This is a genomic window from Streptomyces sp. NPDC054770, assembly GCF_053611985.1.
The window spans coordinates 16,430-34,044 of sequence record NZ_JBSHBL010000034.1; the positions used below are offsets into that span (position 1 = coordinate 16,430).

12 protein-coding genes and 5 pseudogenes are annotated in these 17,615 nt (G+C 68.6%); 12 read left to right on the forward strand and 5 right to left on the reverse strand.

Annotated elements, in window-relative coordinates:
• Window positions 1-7: 7 nt before the first annotated feature.
• Both ACWGKQ_RS27030 and ACWGKQ_RS27035 read right to left on the reverse strand, forming a co-directional pair.
• Window positions 8-958 carry a carbohydrate ABC transporter permease gene (locus ACWGKQ_RS27030; RefSeq protein ID WP_453294619.1) on the reverse strand — a complete coding sequence of 317 codons (951 nt, stop codon included), beginning with the start codon at window positions 956-958 and terminating at the stop codon, window positions 8-10.
• 11 nt (window positions 959-969) lie between these two features.
• Window positions 970-2,379 carry an extracellular solute-binding protein gene (locus tag ACWGKQ_RS27035; RefSeq protein WP_453294549.1) on the reverse strand — a complete coding sequence of 470 codons (1,410 nt, stop codon included), beginning with the start codon at window positions 2,377-2,379 and terminating at the stop codon, window positions 970-972.
• 151 nt (window positions 2,380-2,530) lie between these two features.
• Between ACWGKQ_RS27035 and ACWGKQ_RS27040 the strand changes: the two genes are divergently transcribed.
• On the forward strand, window positions 2,531-4,090 hold the full coding sequence (locus tag ACWGKQ_RS27040; protein ID WP_453294550.1) for a glycoside hydrolase family 32 protein: 1,560 nt from the start codon (window positions 2,531-2,533) through the stop codon (window positions 4,088-4,090).
• A gap of 226 nt (window positions 4,091-4,316) precedes the next feature.
• Here ACWGKQ_RS27040 and ACWGKQ_RS27045 read toward each other — a convergent pair whose 3' ends face one another.
• Together ACWGKQ_RS27045 and ACWGKQ_RS27050 are read right to left on the reverse strand one after the other, a co-directional pair.
• Window positions 4,317-4,655: a nuclear transport factor 2 family protein gene (locus ACWGKQ_RS27045; RefSeq protein WP_453294551.1), complete on the reverse strand. Its 339-nt coding sequence runs from the start codon at window positions 4,653-4,655 to the stop codon at window positions 4,317-4,319.
• A gap of 57 nt (window positions 4,656-4,712) precedes the next feature.
• Window positions 4,713-5,507: an AraC family transcriptional regulator gene (locus ACWGKQ_RS27050; protein WP_453294552.1), complete on the reverse strand. Its 795-nt coding sequence runs from the start codon at window positions 5,505-5,507 to the stop codon at window positions 4,713-4,715.
• Window positions 5,508-5,598: 91 nt separating this feature from the next.
• Here ACWGKQ_RS27050 and ACWGKQ_RS27055 point away from each other — a divergent pair, with 91 nt between their 5' ends.
• From ACWGKQ_RS27055 to ACWGKQ_RS27105, 11 genes and pseudogenes are all read left to right on the forward strand, one after another.
• Window positions 5,599-6,405, forward strand: coding sequence for a sulfite exporter TauE/SafE family protein (locus tag ACWGKQ_RS27055; RefSeq protein WP_453294553.1), 807 nt, complete (start codon window positions 5,599-5,601; stop codon window positions 6,403-6,405).
• 142 nt (window positions 6,406-6,547) lie between these two features.
• Window positions 6,548-7,153 carry a dihydrofolate reductase family protein gene (locus ACWGKQ_RS27060; RefSeq protein WP_453294554.1) on the forward strand — a complete coding sequence of 202 codons (606 nt, stop codon included), beginning with the start codon at window positions 6,548-6,550 and terminating at the stop codon, window positions 7,151-7,153.
• A 172-nt stretch (window positions 7,154-7,325) separates the two neighbouring features.
• Window positions 7,326-8,438: a pentapeptide repeat-containing protein gene (locus ACWGKQ_RS27065; protein ID WP_453294555.1), complete on the forward strand. Its 1,113-nt coding sequence runs from the start codon at window positions 7,326-7,328 to the stop codon at window positions 8,436-8,438.
• A gap of 411 nt (window positions 8,439-8,849) precedes the next feature.
• Window positions 8,850-9,080 (forward strand): annotated as a pseudogene (locus ACWGKQ_RS27070) (transposase family protein); the annotation flags it as partial.
• Window positions 8,978-9,700 carry a transposase gene (locus ACWGKQ_RS27075; RefSeq protein WP_453294620.1) on the forward strand — a complete coding sequence of 241 codons (723 nt, stop codon included), beginning with the start codon at window positions 8,978-8,980 and terminating at the stop codon, window positions 9,698-9,700. The pseudogene ACWGKQ_RS27070 and the gene ACWGKQ_RS27075, both read left to right, overlap by 103 nt.
• Before the next feature lie 717 nt (window positions 9,701-10,417).
• Window positions 10,418-10,906, forward strand: coding sequence for a GNAT family N-acetyltransferase (locus ACWGKQ_RS27080; protein WP_453294556.1), 489 nt, complete (start codon window positions 10,418-10,420; stop codon window positions 10,904-10,906).
• Between the two features lie 254 nt (window positions 10,907-11,160).
• A pseudogene (locus tag ACWGKQ_RS27085) lies at window positions 11,161-12,743 on the forward strand (FMN-binding glutamate synthase family protein).
• Window positions 12,744-12,757: 14 nt separating this feature from the next.
• Window positions 12,758-14,572, forward strand: a pseudogene (locus ACWGKQ_RS27090) (thiamine pyrophosphate-dependent enzyme).
• Between the two features lie 59 nt (window positions 14,573-14,631).
• A pseudogene (locus tag ACWGKQ_RS27095) lies at window positions 14,632-14,926 on the forward strand (hypothetical protein); the annotation flags it as partial.
• A 365-nt stretch (window positions 14,927-15,291) separates the two neighbouring features.
• A complete protein-coding gene (locus ACWGKQ_RS27100; protein ID WP_453294557.1) occupies window positions 15,292-15,636 on the forward strand; it encodes a MerR family transcriptional regulator in 345 nt (114 codons plus the stop codon).
• Window positions 15,637-16,046: 410 nt separating this feature from the next.
• Window positions 16,047-16,391, forward strand: a pseudogene (locus ACWGKQ_RS27105) (transposase); the annotation flags it as partial.
• A 140-nt stretch (window positions 16,392-16,531) separates the two neighbouring features.
• On the opposite strand, the gene ACWGKQ_RS27110 reads toward ACWGKQ_RS27105, so the two are convergent.
• Window positions 16,532-17,359: an SAM-dependent methyltransferase gene (locus ACWGKQ_RS27110; protein WP_453294558.1), complete on the reverse strand. Its 828-nt coding sequence runs from the start codon at window positions 17,357-17,359 to the stop codon at window positions 16,532-16,534.
• Window positions 17,360-17,615 lie beyond the last annotated feature (256 nt).

Sequence of the window (17,615 nt, forward strand, 5' to 3'; positions counted from 1 at the left end):
CACCGGCTCACTGGTAGTGGACGAAACGCCGGCTGAGCCGGAACTGGACGGCGGTGACCGCCATGATCAGCGCGAAGAGCAGCACGCCCACCGCGGATGCCTCGCCGAAGTCGAGCTGCTCGAAGGCCCGCTCGTAGATCACCATCACCACGGTGCGGGTGGCGTCGCCGGGGCCGCCGTCGGTGAGGACGTAGGGCTGTTCGAAGACCTGGAGGGCGTTGATGATGCCGACCACCGACGCGACGAGCAGCGTCGGCGACAGCAGCGGCAGCGTGATGCCGAGGTGCTTGCGCAGGCCGGTCGCGCCGTCGAGGGCGGCGGCCTCGTGGATCTCCTTGGGGATGTTGTTCAGTCCGCCGACGAACAGCAGGAACGAGAAGCCGAACTGCTGCCAGACGTAGACCAGGACCACCGTGGCCATCGCCGCGTGCTCCGAGGTCAGCCAGGGCACGGGGGCGACGCCGACCAGGCCGATCAGCCAGTTCACCACCCCGAAGTCCTGGTTGAACAGGTACTTCATCACCACCGAGATCGAGGCGGCGGACAGCACCAGCGGGAAGAAGAACGCCGAGCGGAACACCGACCGCAGCCACCCCGGCATCCGCCCGTTCAGCGCGAGCGCCAGCGACAGCGCGATCAGCAGTTGCAGCGTGACCGCGAGGACCATGAACAGGAGCGTGTTGCGGAAGGAGACCAGGACGGTCGAATCCGTGAATGTGGTGCGGTAGTTGGCGCCGCCGGCGAAACTGGGCGGGTCGATCACGTTCCAGTGGAACAGGCTCAGCACGATGGACCCGATGATCGGCACGACCGTGAAGACGACGATGCCGACGACCGTGGGCGCCAGGAACAGCGTGGCCAGCAGCCGGGTGCCGCGGTCGCGGACGGACGGCCGTACGGCGACGGCGGGTGGCGCGGCGGGCCGCGAACGCACGGGCGGGACCTGGGAGTTCGGCACCTGAGTGTTCGTCATATCGCACGCTCCATGGCCTGCTCCAGGGCGCCCTGCATCCGGCGCAGCGCGGGACCCACCGCACGCGGCGAGGCCAGCGCGGAGCCGGTGTACTTGAGCAGGACGTCGGTCACCTCGGCGACCTGCGGCGGCGCGGGGATCGGGCCGGTGTCGGGAAACCGGTCGAGGGTGTCGTAGAAGACCCGCCAGTGGGCCGGGCCGCTCTCGGCGTAGCGGGCGGCGTTCAGCATCGAACGGCGCGCCGGGGTGGTCTGGTTGCTCTGGAACAGCCGGGTCATGGTGTCCTTGCGGGCCGCGTACTTGATGAACTCCCAGGCGGCTTCCTGCTTCTTGGAGGTGCGCAGCAGCGCGTAGCCCGCCGCGCCGAACTGGTGGCGCTGGGTGCGCCAGCGCGGGAAGTACTGCACGTCGTAGTCGGCGGCCCGCATGCCGGCCTGTTGCAGGCCGCCCGCCCAGAAGCCGCCCGCCGGTGTGACGCCGACGCGGCCGGTGGAGAACACGCCGACCAGATTGCTGCCGTTGCCGCCCTCGGGCCGGGTGCACAGGTCCTCCTGGACGAGGGAGGCGAGATAGTCGTACGCCTCCTCGACCCGGTCGGCGGTGGCCTGTGGGGTGCTCCAGCGGAAGCCCCCGCCGCGCCCCTGGCGGTCGGCGGCCGGGTAGAAGGTGTCCCACAGCCAGGAGCCGCCGGGAGCCTTCGACTCCTTCAGCAGGTTCGTGCCGTTCGCGAAGAGCCAGGGCACCACGCCGCCCCACAGCCGGTTGGTCCAGAAGTACGGCGTGAAGTGCGCACCGCCGGCACGTTTCATCTCCCGCAGCAGCGCGGTGAAGTCGTCGCGGCTCCAGTCGGCCGCCGGGAAACCCGCGCCCGCCCGCTTCAGCACCTGCTTGTTGAGGTAGATGTCGGCGGCGTTGAACTCCATCGGGAGTTGGTAGAGGTTCCCCTCGTACATCATCGACTCCACCAGCGAGGGGTGGACGTCGGCGAAGTACTCATGCAGCTCCGCCGCGTCCCGCCGTACCCAGCGGTCCAGGGGCACGCCGAGCCGGCGGGCGAACAACTGCACGCCCTCGGTGGCCACATACACCAGGTCCGGGGCCGTGCCCGCGGCGATCTGGGTGAGGATCTTCGCGAAGAAATCCGACCAGTCGACGGCCTGCACCGCGTTCACCCGCAGCGGGATGTCGGGGTGGAGCCGGTGGAAGCCCTTGGTGAGGGCGTCGACGGTGGCCGGGTCGAAGGCGGAGCCGAGGGTGGCGACGACGAGGGAGCCGTCGTCACGGCCGGGGATGTCGGCTCCCGTGAGCCGGTCCCAGCTCGCGGCGGTCGCGGCCAGGGCGGCTGCTCCGGCCCCGTACGCGCCGTACCGCAGCAGCGTGCGGCGGGGGAGGTGCGAGTCAGTCATCAACGGGCCTAACTCGTGTTAGTTCAGGGGTGATGCCCCAGATGATGGGAACCGGGCAGCAGGCCTGTCAAGGGTCGGGAACGCTTGACCTTTAACGAGTTAGGTCTACAGTCCTCGTTCGCAGGAGCCGCCATGAGAGGAACGATGCGTCATGCCCGGAACCCCGGGGATTTCCAGGAGATCACTGTTCGCGGGATCGGCGGCGGGCACCGCCGCCGCGCTGCTGTCCAACGGAACGGCCACGGCCAAGAGCAGGACCAAGTCCGCGGCGAGCGGGGCGAGTTACCGCGCCACGTACCACTTCACGGTCCCCGACCAGTGGAAGAACGACCCGCAGCGGCCCGTCTGGATCGACGGCGAGTACCACTACTACTACCTCTACAACGCCGACTACTTCACCGGTGTCGTCGGCACCGCGTGGCGCCTGGCCACCACCAAGGACCTGGTCTCCTTCGCCGACCGCGGGGTCGCCGTGCCCAAGGACAGCACGCCCAACGGCGATCTCTGGTCGGGTTCGGCGGTGGTCGACACCGGCAACACGGCCGGATTCGGCGCGGGCGCGGTCGTCGTCATCGTCACCATGTCCCCCGGCGGCGGCACCGACCACCAGGAGCAGTTCCTGTACTACTCGACCGACGGCGGTCTCACCTTCGACAACTACGGGACCGACCCCGTCCTGCCCAACCCCGGTGTCGCCGACTTCCGCGACCCCAAGGTGATCCGCGACGAGGACCGGGGCCGCTGGGTGATGGCCCTCGCCGAGAACGACAAGATCGGCTTCTACCACTCCGACGACCTCAAGTCCTGGACGTACGTGAACGGTTTCGTCCACGACGGCATCGGCGTCCTGGAGTGTCCCGACCTCTTCCGCATCACCGCCGTCGACGGCACCGCGAAATGGGTGCTCGGCGCGAGCGCCAACGGGAAGGGCTCGGGGCTGCCCAACACGTACGCCTACTGGACGGGTTCCTTCGACGGCAGCGCGTTCACCGCCGAGGCGAGTGAGCCGCAGTGGCTCGACCACGGCTGGGACTGGTACGGCGCCGTCACCTTCGAGAAGCGGGACGCGAGCGGCGCGGTGGACGCGGCTGCCCGGTACGCGATCGGATGGGTGAACGACTGGGACTACGCAAACACCACCCCCACCATCGACTGCGACGGCTTCAACGGCACCGACTCCGTCGTCCGCGAGATCACCCTGAAGAAGGCATCCGACAACACCTACTACCTCGCCTCCCGGCCCGTCGCCGGCCTCGACTCGTATGTCTCCCGCACCGTGAACCTGGGCGACGTGACCGTGGACGGCACGAAGGTGCTCGACTACACCGGTATCTCCTACGAGGTGACGACCCAGATCACCTGGTCCCAACTCACCGGCGCCGGGCTCCAGCTGAGGCGCTCACCCGACGGCGGCCGGCACATCGACGCCGGGATCTACGCCGACTACGCCTTCCTCAACCGACGAGGCACGGTGAACGCCGACACGTCCGGCAAGTGGCAGGAGAGCCACACCCCGTTCGACCCGTCCGCCGGCACGGTGAAGCTGCGCATCCTGGTGGACCGCACGTCGGTGGAGATGTTCGTCGACGACGGCCGCTACGTGCACACCAGCCAGGTGTTCCCGTACCTGCTGGACACCCGGCTCGCACTGTTCACGATCGGCGGCAGCGCGGTGTTCCGCAACACGGTGATACGCGAGTTCTCGGTGTGAGGCCGGCCAGGGGCGCGGGTGCACACCCTACGCGTGAACCCGATCGGCAACACCGGAACGGGCCACCCGGTCCGCGGGGCTGAAGTCGGTTCCCCGTGTCCCTGGCGGGATTCCGCTTCTCGGGCGGGCCGTACAACTCGGAGCGGGCCACGGATCGAGCAGACAGCACACACCCCAGTCGCTTGACTGTCACGGCTCTCCAGTGAGGCTTGGTTCGCCGGTCCGCTCACACTTTGCCGCCGAAGAAGACCTGTACCTCCTGGATGAGCCCGTCCCGGACAGTGATCGCCTCGACGTTGCGGTACCTGCCGCCCGTCGTGAGCTCGTACTCGTACTGGACGAAGACGAGTTCTTCGTCCGCGGCGGTGACGTGCAGCAACCGCTGCTCCTTGAACCGGTCGGCGGTAGGGAAACACCGCTCGAAGAAGGCCGCCTTGCCTATGTGATCGTCCTGCGGACTCGTGAACGTGAAATCGGCGGCGTAGAGCGGGACGGCCGCGGCGCGGTCCTGTGACCCGTAGTACTGGAACGCCGCTGCTACGACGGCTGCCGGGCTGTTGGTCATGTGGGCTCCCCGGTCGGACGACTGGCCCTGTTCCGCCACCGTACCCTTGTGCGTCGATCAAGCCCCACGGCCCGGAACGCCGCCGGTGCCCGGGCTCCGGTACGCCGTCGGCGGGCGGCCGAGGAGTTTCCTGAACGCGGCCGTGTAGGCGGCGGGGTTGTCGTAGCCCAGCATGACGGCGATGCGTGTGACGGGTGTGCCGGTACTGAGGTGCCGGAGGGAATGCAGGACGCAGGCGCGTTGCCGCCACTGCGAGAAGCTGAGGCCGGTGTCGCGCCGGAACAGGCGGGCCAGGGTGCGTTCGCCGATGTTGAGGGCCGCGCACCAGCGCGCGGGCGGGTCGTGGATGTCGGGCTTCCGCAGGAACGCCTCGCACAGGCCGCGCAGCCCGGGATCGGAGGGCAGCGGCAGATCGAGCGGGAGCGGGGTGAGGTTCCTGAGCTCGTGGAGGATGAGATCGGCGATCGTGGCGTCGCGGCTGTGCTCGGGGTAGCGCGGCTCCATCTCGACGGCCTCGATGATGAGCGTCCGCAGCAGGGGGGAGACGTCGACGGCCTGGCAACGGGCGGGAAACCACGGTACGGCGGCGGGTTCGATGTAGAGGCTGCGGGTGCTGACGCCCGTCATCGTGACCTGGTGTCGGGCCAGGGGCGGGATCAGTACCGCGCGGGCGGTGGGAATCGTCCAGCTGCCGTCCGCCGTCTCGACCCGCATGACACCGGTGGCCGCGTACAGGACCTGGGCACGCCGGTGCTCGTGCCAGACCAGCAGATGGTCCTGGGGGTAGTCGGTGCCGATGGCCAGCACGGCGCGATCGAGCTCGTCCACCTTCGCCACGGGGATGTTGCGCATGCCGCGAGACTACGTGCCGTGTCTGCTGCGCGTAGGAAGTAGGCAGTTCATCGATTGTCCGCCAAGGCATCGGATCCCTAGCGTCGTACCAGTGCTGACCTCGTTCTCTGTTCTCGTGTTGTTCGGGTGCCTGACCGGCATCACGACCTGGCTCTTCGGCTTCGGCGGCGGCTTCGTCACGGTTCCCGTCGTCTGCGGGGTGCTCACCGCCACGGCGCGTCCGGGAGCGGACGCCATGCACGTCGCGGTGGCAACTTCGGCAGCGGTCATGGTCGTCAACGCCGGGGCGGCGACGCCGGCCCAGTGGCGGCAGGGCCGACTGCGCCGCGCGTACGTCTGGCCGCTGGCGGCGTTCATCGCGCTCGGCGCCGCCGCGGGATCCTTCGCCGCCACCTTGATCGGCGGTACCGCGCTGCGTCTGCTGTTCGCCGCCTACCTGCTGGTGACGATCGCCGACAGTCTGCTGCGCAAAGGCTTCCTCTCCGTGACGCACCGCACGCGTCCCAAGCCACTGGGCCGGGGCACCACCACGCTCGGCGGCATGGGTATCGGCCTGGTGGCTGCCTGCCTCGGGGTGGGCGGCAGCGTCATGACGGTTCCGCTGCTGCGCCGCAGGGGCCTGCCCATGGCCGAGGCGACCGCCATGGCCAACCCGCTGAGCGTTCCGGTCGCCGTGGCCGGAACCCTCGTCTACGCCCTCGCCCCCACCGCACCCGCCGGCGCGGGACAACTCGGTTACGTCGATCTCGGCGCGGGCGCCGCCCTGTTGCTCGGATCGCTGCCGACCATCGCGATGGCGCGACGGGTCACCGGCCGCGTCCCGGACCGCGTCCATTCCGCCGCGTACGTCGTCCTGCTGATGGTCGTCCTGATCGTGATGGTGGACATCGGGGTATGACGCGCTGTTCGAGGTCGACCGACAGGTACTGCACCTCACGGCCGGACTGATCCGGACGACGGCCCCGGTGCTGCGCCACGGAAGTTCTGCCGATGAGTTTTCGGCGGTCGTGCGGTCTACCCGTCGACGAAGGGAGCGCACCATGCGCGAGATCATCCTGTGCACGTTCCTGACGCTGGACGGCGTCATGCAGGCGCCGGGCGGTCCGGACGAGGACGCCGAGAGCGGCTTCGAGCACGGCGGCTGGCAGAAACCGGTGGACGACGACGAGGTCGGCGCGGCCATCGCCGGTTGGTACGAGCACTCCGACGCGATGCTGCTCGGCCGCAAGACCTACGAGATCTTCGCGTCGTACTGGCCGACCGCCGATCCCGGCAACCCGTTCACCGCCCGGATGAACGGCATGCACAAGTACGTGGCGTCCCGGACCCTGACGTCCGTCGAGTGGCAGAACTCCACGCTCCTGGCGGGCGACACCGTCGATGCCGTACGCGAGCTGAAGGCGTCCGACGGCGGCGCCGTCAACGTCGTCGGCAGCGGCGACCTCGCCCAGACCCTCATGCGGCACGGCCTCGTCGACGAGTACCGGCTGACCATCCATCCGGTGATCATCGGCACCGGCAAGCGGCTGTTCGCCGACGGAGCGATCCCCACCGCACTGGAGCCGGTCAGTGTCTCCATGACGAAGGGCGGCACCGTCGTCGGCGTCTACCGGCCGAACGGTAGGCCCAGCTACGACAGCTACTAGGCGGGTTCGGTTCGATCACCGAGCAGACCGGAGAAGGAGCCCGCGACGCAGAGTCTGGCCCCAGTGCTCTGACCGGGAAGGTTCGCCGGGTTCGGCCTTGTCCTGGGATCCTCTGGCTATGGGGGGATCTCTTCGTGGCCGGTCGCGCCTGAATCGTGCCGTTGCTGTGGCGGTGGCCGCACTGGCCGTGATCGTGTCACTGGGTGTCGTGCTCCTGGTTCTTCCGGGGCTGATAGTCGACCACGACCTCGCGGGTGGCCACCTCGATGCAGCGGACCGGCTGAACGCGGTGAACGACGTGCGCACCACGCTTCTGCAGACGGTCGGCGGTGCGGTCGTCCTTTTCGGTGCCTATGCCACATGGCGGCAGCTGCGCGTCAGCCAGGACGGGCTGAACGCAACCCGCGAGGGAAACATCACCGATCGCTTCAGCCGGGCCGTGGATCAGCTTGGCAGTGACAAGCTGGACGTGCGGATCGGAGGCATCTACGCACTGTGGCGGATTGCGGATCATTCCGACCGTGACCGCGAGGCGGTCGTCTCCATCATGGCGGCGTATCTGCGGACACACCTTCCCTGGCCTCCGCAGGAACCCGCAGTTCCGGCGGCGGAGATGTCCATTAATTCGGTGCCCCCGTTGGAGACCCGCGCCGCGGACGCCCAGACGGCGCTGACCTGCCTCGGGGTCCTGTACCAGGAACGCCGTCCGGAGTGGCTCAACGTCAGTTTGACCGACCTGCGCCGAGCCGACTGCGACGGATTGTGGCTGCACGGAGTCAACTTCGACGGCGCATGCATGGAAGCGGCGAGCGTCTACCAGGTCAACCTGAGCAAGGCGTCACTGATCGCCGCCAACCTGCGGCATGCCGAACTCGGCACTTCCATTCTCCACCAGGTCCGCTGCCTGCAAGCCGATCTGCGCGGCGCACGCCTGGTCAAAGCCGACTTGAGGTCGGCGGATTTCTCCGGTGCGGACCTGCGGGAGGCGAACCTGCGCAAGGCCCGTGCCCAGGGTGCCGTGTTCGCCGGCGCGGACCTGCGGTCGGCCGACCTCAGAGGCTGCGACCTCACCGGCGCTGACCTGCGAGAGGCGAGACTGGAAGGCGCGCTGGCGAGCGACCTTACGATCTGGCCGACCGGCTTCGACGCTCAGACAGCCGGCGTCGTTGTCACGGCGGACCCTGGCATCGAACCGGACAATCCGCTTCCGGCTGCCGCGCTCACGAGGCGAGTCCCGCTGCTGCAATCGGAGCCGATGCGTGGTCCGTCAGCGTCGGCGAACTGAGCAATCAGGCGGTTGTGGCCGCTCTTCCGTGACGGCTACGGCAGGGGGCGAGCCCGTGGTGGACACAGCCCTTCCTGTGAGTGACCGAGCGCGCCTGGGGAGCTTGCAGTGCTGGACGTACGCTGCCGAGATGCACTCGGACCGCCCCCGGGGCACTCCCGCCCTCCTGATCAACGGCACGGTCGGTGTGGGTAAGACAACCATCGCCACGGCAGCGAGCCCGAAACACTTCAATGGCATCTGAATCGGTCCGGCGAGTTGGACGGAATCCTCGGCCGGGCTGGAGTCGAGGACTTCACCGTCGATACCGGTGCGGCCCCCGTCGCTGACGTCGCCGCATCCGTGATCAAGGCGGCCGGCTGGCAGTGACCACCGGATTGCCGGACCGTTCCGCCAGGGGATCACCCCGTCATGAAGACGGAGGCGCTGGAGGATGTCCCTTTCCCGGGCCTGCACCTAATGGTGCGGCAGGTCGTGGCGGTCGATGACAACTTGGTCATGGACGCAGCGGGGTGCGGACCGCCGGGAAGGTGTCCGCAGTGCGAGCGTCCTGCCACTCGGGCTCACCGCCGCTATCGGCGCCGCATTGCCGGGTTGCCCGTAGGCGGGCACACGATGATCGTCCGTCTCAGTGTGCGTCGGTTTTCCTGCGATCAACGCCACAGGCGCCGGCCCGGACGACCGCCGAGCTCTACCGCGACCGCCTTCATGGCCGACCGCAGGGACCGGGCGCCGCGGATACTCGGTATCGACGAGTTCGCCTTCCGCCGGGTCGGACATACGGAACGGTCCTCGTGGACATCGAGACGTCCAGGCCGGTCGACGTGCTGCCTGATCGTGAGACCAGCACGGTCGCCGCCCGGCTCCTTGAGCACCCCGGCGCAGAAATCGTGTGCCGTGACCGGTTGATGGCCTTCACCAAGGCCATCAACCAGGCGGCCCCCGACGCGCTGGACGTCGCAGATCGCAGCCTTCACAACCAAGCAGCTCCGTCGACGCGCGTACCGGCTCATGGCAATCCTCGGTCTCCGTCGAGTCCGTCTTGCCCCACCTACCTGGCCAACAACGGCGTGCCAGATCACATCCTTGCGCGGTGGGTCGGACATACGAACGTGAAGACGACCGAGAAGCTTGCACGGGGGTGCGACGGAGGGGTAGGCGTGAGCCGGGGGGGCGGGTTTTCAGCCGAGCGACTTGCCAAGCCGTATGGCCCGCAAGGCCGAGGTGGACCCGGAGTTCGGCTGCCGGCTGTGGGCCGGTAGCTGCAATCGGGAGGGCGCGTCCGGGTGCCGCACCGTCGCCCACCGGGAGAAGACGGAACTCGTTCACCATGTGGGGTTTTGGCTGCTGATTGGGGAGATCCCGGAAGGCTTTCAGGTGGGTCACGCCGTGCCACGGGGATTCCACCGCGCTCGTTGCTGCAACCCGCATCACCTGGAAGCCGTGACGCGTGAGGAAGCTCTTCGGCGCGGGGACCGGGGGAGATCACGCTCCCGGAGGGTCCACCGTCGACACGGTCACGTGTAGACGCCGGAGAACGCGTACCTGGACCCCGAGGGTTCCGGCAGTGCCGGGCCCGTCGTAGTGAGAGGGCCAAGAGCCCTTAGGTTGGGACCGGCGATGTGAGATCTCGTGAGGGATGAGAGGGTCTGACGGGTGAGCGAGACACCACCGAACACCCTGCAATACCGCTTTGACGGGCCAGAAGACGCTCCGGTCCTGATCTTGGGCCCGTCGCTGGGCACCACCTGGCACAGGTCGTAACGGCCGTCCATCGGCGTCCGGTCCTTCCATCGCGGGAACGAAATCGCAGGTCACGGCCTTCACGTCCGGGAGGGCCCGTCCGGTTGGTGGCCACTGTGTGACTACTATGTGACAGCGGGTGACGTGGCGGGGCCCTGTCGGGAACCATCCAGGCGGGGCTTGCGAGCAGCCGACCCGCCGGCCAAGGGTGCTCCCCGGTGCGAAATACTCTCCCGATGAGTTCACGCACTTCCCGGATCAGTCAGCCGATCACCATACGGAGAGCCGTCGCGCGGGATGCCAAACGGCTCACGCGGCTCGTGCGTGGCTCAGGCGCCTACCAGGGTAAGTACGCGGCCGCGGTCGCGGGCTACCGGGTCGGTCCCGATTACATCGAGGCTCACCGCGCCTTCGTGGCCGTCGGCGCCGACGAGCACGGGGACCGGGTCCTCGGGTTCTACTCGCTCGTCCTCGCTCCGCCGGAGCTCGACCTGCTGTTCGTCGCCGACGAAGTGCAAGGACGGGGTATCGGACGGCTGCTCGTGGCGCACATGCTGTCCGAGGCCCGTGCCGCCGGGCTCGACCGTCTCAAGGTCGTGTCGCATCTTCCGGCCGAGGACTTCTACCACCGCATGGGCGCGGTGCGGACCGGGACCACGTTCGCGAACCCGCCCGCCGTGCCGTGGGACCGCCCCGAATTCGAGTTCCGCATTCCCCCGGAGTGACGCGCGGCGCAGCCTCGCGGGACACCGACTCCAGATCGACGAGTGGCGCGTCCACCCGGCCGAGGAAGCGCCCGCTACAGGATGTCTCGGGGCATGTCGTACATATCGCCCCGGCGCTGCTCCGCCTCCCGGAGAGTCTTCGGAGTCGGCGGCGACGTACACCGCTCTCTCCGGTGGACGCCTCCCGCCCCGGCGCCGGTGACCCGAGGACGTTTCCCAGGACTGCAGAGCGATCGCCCGGCAATGAGCAAGGGGTGACACGCATCGCAATCGTCGTCCTGACTCTCGTCGCAGGTGCACTGGCGGCCCTGGCAGCGGCCTGGCTCTCCCCTTGGTGGCTGATCGTCGCCTACCGGTGATGCTGCTGGGTCTGGTGGGCGCGTGGGATCTGCTGCAGCGCCGCCATTCGGTGTTGCGCAACTATCCGGTCCTCGGTCACGCCCGCTTCCTCATGGAGCGCATACGTCCGGAGCTTCAGCAGTACTTCATCGAGCGGAACTACGATGGACGCCCCTTCGACCGGGACGTGCGCAGCATCGTCTACGAGCGGGCCAAGGGCACCGACGCGGAGGAACCGTACGGCACCGAACGGGACGTGTACCAGCCCGGTCACGAGTTCCTGGTGCCGTCGATGGCGCCGCGCCCGGTCCCGAAGGCTCCGCCGCGCGTGCGGATCGGCGGTCCGGACTGCGGTCGGCCCTACGGCATGGCGCTGCTGAACGTCTCCGCGATGAGCTTCGGCTCACTGTCCGCCAACGCCGTCCTCGCTCTCAACGGGGGTGCGGCGGCGGGAGGTTTCGCACAGGACACCGGTGAGGGCGGGCTGTCGGAGTACCACCTGCGTCCCGGTGGCGACCTCGTTTGGGAGATCGGCACCGGATACTTCGGCTGCCGTACCGGGCAAGGCGACTTCGACGCGGCCGAGTTCGCCGACAAGGCCGCGCACGAAAACGTCAAGTGCGTGTCCCTGAAACTGTCGCAGGGTGCCAAGCCCGGCATCGGCGGTGTGCTCCCGGGCGCCAAGGTGAACGCCGAGATAGCCCGGGTCCGGGACGTGCCGCAAGGACGGACGGTCATCTCTCCGCCGTACCACCGGGTGTTCTCCACCCCGCGCGAACTCGTGCGCTTCGTCGCCCGCATGCGGGACCTGTCCGATGGCAAGCCCGCCGGGTTCAAGCTCTGCGTGGGCTCGCGCCGGCAGTTCCTGGCCGTGTGCAAGGCCATGCTGGAGGAAGGCACGGCACCCGACTTCATCGTGGTCGACGGCGCCGAGGGCGGAACCGGTGCGGCGCCGCTGGAGTTCGCGGACCATGTGGGTACCCCGCTCACCGAGGGTCTGCTCACCGTGCACAACGCCCTCGTGGGCACGGGCCTGCGTGACCGCATCAAGATCGGTGCGAGCGGCAAGATCGCCACCGGGACAGACCTGGTCAAACGCCTGGTGCAGGGTGCCGACTACGGCAACGCCGCGCGGGCGATGATGTTCGCCGTCGGCTGCATCCAGGCGCAGCGGTGCCACACGAACACCTGTCCCACCGGCGTCACCACCCAGGACCCCCGTCGAGCCCGCGCCCTCCACGTCCCCGACAAAACGGCACGCGTACAGCGCTTCCAGGAAGCGATCGTGGCCAGCGCATTGCAGATCATGGCGGCCATGGGCGTCACCGACCCCGCCCAACTGCGTCCGCACATGCTCCGACGGCGCGTCGACCCCTTCACCGAGCGCTCCTACGAGGAACTGTACGAGTGGCTTGAGCCGGGGCAGTTGCTCGCCGAGCCGCCGGCCTCCTGGGCGGCCGACTGGAACGCCGCCGACCCCGACCACTTCACCAACTGACCCGGAGGACTCACGTGGCCCGTACTGTTGCCCGCGCCATCGTGGACGCGCTGAGCGAACTCGGCGTGCGCCAGGTGTTCGGCGTCGTGGGAGACGCGCTCAATCCGCTGACCGACGCCATCCGCACCACCGATGGTCTGGAATGGGTGGGCTGTCGGCACGAGGAGGCGGCGGCCTTCGCCGCGAGCGCCCAGTCGCAGCTCACCGGAACGCTCGGGGTGTGCATGGGCACCGTCGGGCCGGGTTCGGTCCACCTCCTCAACGGGCTGTACGACGCGGCCAAGAGCCACGCCCCGGTTCTGGCGATCGCGGGCCAGGTACCGCTCGCCGAACTCGGCAGCGACTACTTCCAGGAGGTGGACAACGACGTCCTCTTCAGCGACGTGGCCGTCTTCCGCGCCACCGTCACCTCGCCCGACCAGCTGCCGCAGATGCTGGAGACGGCGGTGCGCACGGCACGCGGCCGCAAGGGCGTCGCCGTACTCACCGTGCCGGGCGACCTGGGCGAGCGGGAACTGACCGCCGACCGGCCGTCCCGGTTCTCCCTGAACCTTCCGGTGAGCCGGCCCGACGAGTCGGCCGTCCGCCGCGCCGCGGAACTCCTCGACCGCTCCGAACGGGTCACCCTGCTCGTCGGGGAGGGCGCCCGCGCGGCCCGCGAGGACGTCCTCGCTCTGGCCGACCGTCTGGCCGCACCGATGGTCCTCACCCTGAAGGCCAAGGCGGGCTACGAGGACGGCACCAACCCCTTCCAGGTCGGCCAGACGGGACTGATCGGCAACCCCGCCGCCGCATCGGCCTTGCAGGACGCGGACACGATCCTCCTGCTCGGCACCGACTTCCCCTACCGTGACTGGTATCCCGAAGGCCGGACCGTCATCCAGGTCGACACCGAGGCCACCCACATCGGACGCCGTGTACCGGTCGAGGTCGGGCTCGTCGGGGACACCGGCGCCACCGTGCGTGACCTCCTGGGCCACCTCGCGGCCGGCCCCGGTCCGGGCGGCGCCCGCGACCGCTCCCACCTGGACAAGGCGCGTGCATGATTCGACCAGTGGCGCGCCGGTCAGGCACGGCTCGCCGACCCGTCGCACGACAAGGGCCTCCTGGGCCGAGTCCGCTCCGCGCTGGACAACCGCGCCCACGACATCCGCCCGGAGGCCCTGGCCGCGGCCGTCGACCGGGTCGCGGCCGACGACGCCGTGTTCACCTCCGACACGGGTATGGCCACCGTGTGGCTCTCGCGCTTCGTCGAGATGCGCGGCGAGCGGCGCCTCATCGGCTCCTACAACCTGGGCTCGATGGCCAACGCCATGCCCCAGGCCCTCGGCGCCCAGTGCCTGGACCGCGAGCGGCAGGTCGTGGCCTTCTGCGGGGACGGCGGGCTGAGCATGCTCCTCGGCGACCTCATGACCCTGAAGACGTACCGTCTTCCCGTCAAGCTCGTCGTCTTCGACAACCGTCGCCTGGGCATGGTGAAACTCGAACAGGAGCAGGCCGGTCTGCCCGAGTTCGGCACCGTGCTCGACAACCCCGACTTCGCCGCCGTGGCCGAGGCCATGGGCATCACCGGCATCCGCGTGACCGACCCGGCCGACGTGGAGCCCGCCGTGCGACGCGCCTTCGCCACGCCGGGCCCGGTCCTGCTCGATGTCCTCACCAATCCCGACGAGATCGCCGTTCCGGCCAAGCCGACGGTCGAGCAGGGGTGGGGGTTCGCGGTGGCCAAGGTGAAGGAAGGCGTGCGGAGCCACGGAGAGCCATTTCCACGGTGCGCTTCACGGAGTCCTGTGCGCCGGACAGGCGCGGCCGGCCGCCTGTCGAGGTGAGGTCGATGCGGGTGGCGAGCGGGACGTCGGCACCGCTTGAGTCCATGAACGTGGAGGTGACCCGGCTGGTGGTGAGCGAGCTGGTGACCGGCGCGCGGAAGTACGCCGTCGGCCCGATCCTGCTGGGTCTGCGGATCGCCGGCGCTCTGGTGGAGGTCCAGGTGTGGGACTCCGAATCCGGCGCTGCCGGTGGCTCAGGCCTCCGACGTGGGCCGGGTGGGGCAGCACGGCCTGGAGATCGTCATGGCCGTCTGCCTCGCCGTCTTCCTAGTGCACCCGGCGCAGAAGTACCCGCACGCTCCAGCGAGAAAAACTGTCATGGTGGCAGTAGACATTCCGCCGTCGCAGGGTTAACATTGCTTGCGTACCCAGAAGTCGAAGTGGGCACAGCAGACACGAACTGCTGTGCAGGTAGTCAGAAGGACACGGCCCCGATGGGGCTGTGAGCAGCACCCGCCGTATCCGCGTAATCGAAAGGTAAGGAGCAGAACGCCATCAGGATCGCCCGGGCGAGGAGCAGTCCGCCCGGGTACCGCAAGGCCCCGGATTGGAAGGTGGTCCCCGGTCACGCATTCGCGATCCCCGCAAGCCCGCCCCCGTGGGCGGCACCTGCGGAAAAAGAGGCCGGCGCAGAGCGCCGGTAGATGGTGTTGAAAGCTCGGGGCCCGGGTGCCGTTCTGGCAGCCGGGCCCCCCGACGCGTCTTGAAAGAAGAGGTCTATGCCGCCTGCCGATTCCCGTCCCGTCGGCCCCCTCGATGATGATGACTATCCCGCCTACACCATGGGCCGGGCCGCCGAGATGCTCGGCACCACCCCTGCCTTCCTCCGCACCCTCGGTGAACACCGTCTGATCACCCCGCTGCGCTCCGACGGCGGGCATCGCCGCTACTCCCGTTACCAGCTGCGCATCGCCGCCCGCGCACGAGAACTCGTCGACCAGGGCACCGCCATAGAGGCCGCCTGCCGCATCGTCATCCTCGAAGACCAGCTCGAAGAGGCGCAGCGCATCAACGATCAACTGCGCGCCGAGGGCGGCCAGCCTCAGCCGAGGACATCAGCCTGATCAGAACGCTCGGACCCCAGGCAACCGATGCACCGCCGACGGACGAGCATCACCTTCCCTGACCCCGATGACAGTGCGCCGATGCCCAGTTGGGAAGGTGACGTCGAGGAAGCTCGGCGCAACAGCGGACTGACGTCAGCGGCAACCGAGCTGAGCGGGCGTCGGCCATCTCAGCCAACACGACGTGCTCCCCTTCGGGCACGAGCGGCAGCAAGATCGGCGTAAATGTCGGCGATGGGGAGTTCGATCAGAGTCTTTCGCTCGTACCTACAGAGATCGACCCCCCTACCCCCTGCCCACGTGGTCGGAGAAGTGCGGCCGCGCCACTGAACTTGAAAGCGTGATGTCGGCTCGTTTGCCTGACAAGAGCCGGGTGGGTCCGATAGGTCTGCAGGCCGTGGCTCGCTTCCGGCTGGCGCGACTTCCGCGACCTGATCGTGCGGGTCCGCATCCAGCTCGGCGGCCCGATCGTGCTGGTCCGGGACAACGTCCGGATGCACCTGACGGAGCCACTTCGCCAGTTCATCGACGCGAATGCGGAGTGGTTGACCGTCGTCCGGTTGCCCACTGACGCACCCGACCTCAACCCGACCGAAGGCGTCTGGTCTCTGGTCAAGCGGGACATCGGGAACCTCGCCGCTGCCAACCTCGGCGAGGTCACCCGTGCGGTCAAGCACCGGCTCAAGGGGCTCCAGTACCGGCCGGACGTGATCGACGGCTGCCTTGCCGACACCGGCTTGACCCTGAGCAGGTGATCCTCTCAGCCTGGGCCTGAACGCGTGGCTCGTCCGGCCATCGGGGAGGATGCCGGCGTCGATTGCCGAGGAGCTTCGCCACCCCGGCGACCTGCCGCCGCAGGCGCAGCTGCCCGGCGGTCGTCATCCGGGGATCACGTCTAGGCTTTCCGGGCCAGTCCGGCGGCGATGAGGTGTTCCCAGACCGTGAGCTCTCGTCTTTCGCCGCTGTTCCACGGATTGTCGCTCTCGTCGGGACGCCACAGGGACGCGGGGACGATCCCGGGGTCGAGGATCTCCAGGCCGTCCAGCAGGGAGGCGATCTCCGCGTCGGTGCGCCACCGGCCGCGGCCGAACGTCTGCTGGAGGACCTTCTCGGCCTCCGCGGTCTCCGGGTTGTTGCCGGAGCGGAAGTGGCTGATGAAGAAGTAACTTCCGGAGGGGACGTGGTCTCGCCAGTAGCGGACGATGCCGGCCGGGTCCTCGTCATCGTTGACGTGGTGGAGGATGGCGCTGAGGATGACGGCGACGGGACGAGTGAAGTCGATGATTTCCAGGGTGTCGGGGTGGGTGTGGATGCCTTCGGGGTTGCGCACATCGACCGCGACGACGCGGGTCCGGTCGTTGTTCTCCAGCAGCGCTCGGCCGTGGACCAGTACTTGGGGGTCGATGTCGACGTAGACGACCCGGGACTCGGGGGCGTGCCGTTGCGCGACCTGGTGAACGTTGTCCGCGGTCGGCAGGCCACTGCCCAGGTCGATGAACTGCCGAATGCCGGTGGTCTTCGCGATCTCCCGGACCGCCCGGGTCAGGGCCGCGCGGTTGGCGAAGGCGATGGCCACCGAACCGGGCAGGTCGCGCCTGAACACGTCGCCGATCTCACGATCCACGGCGTAGTTGTCCTTGCCGCCGAGCAGGTAGTCGTAGACGCGGGCGATGCTGGGCTTGGCTGGGTCGATGGAGGAGCCTTCGTACGTCATGCCTGCCATTCTTTCCCGCAACGTCGCCTGCGGACCCTCGTTTTGGGATCCTCCGGTCGGTCGCGTGCGGCGCGAGGGCATGGATGCCCGGGCTCGGTGTCAAACGCATGGGTCCGCTGACTTACCCCTTGACAGGTCAACCTGTCACCCGAAGCTGCAGCAGACCCGTCCGGCTGCTGGTTGCAGACCGGTGGCTATAACCGGGGGCATCCGGCTACGGCCAAGTCTTCTACCGATCGAGGACAGGTCTTGTTCACCATGTGGC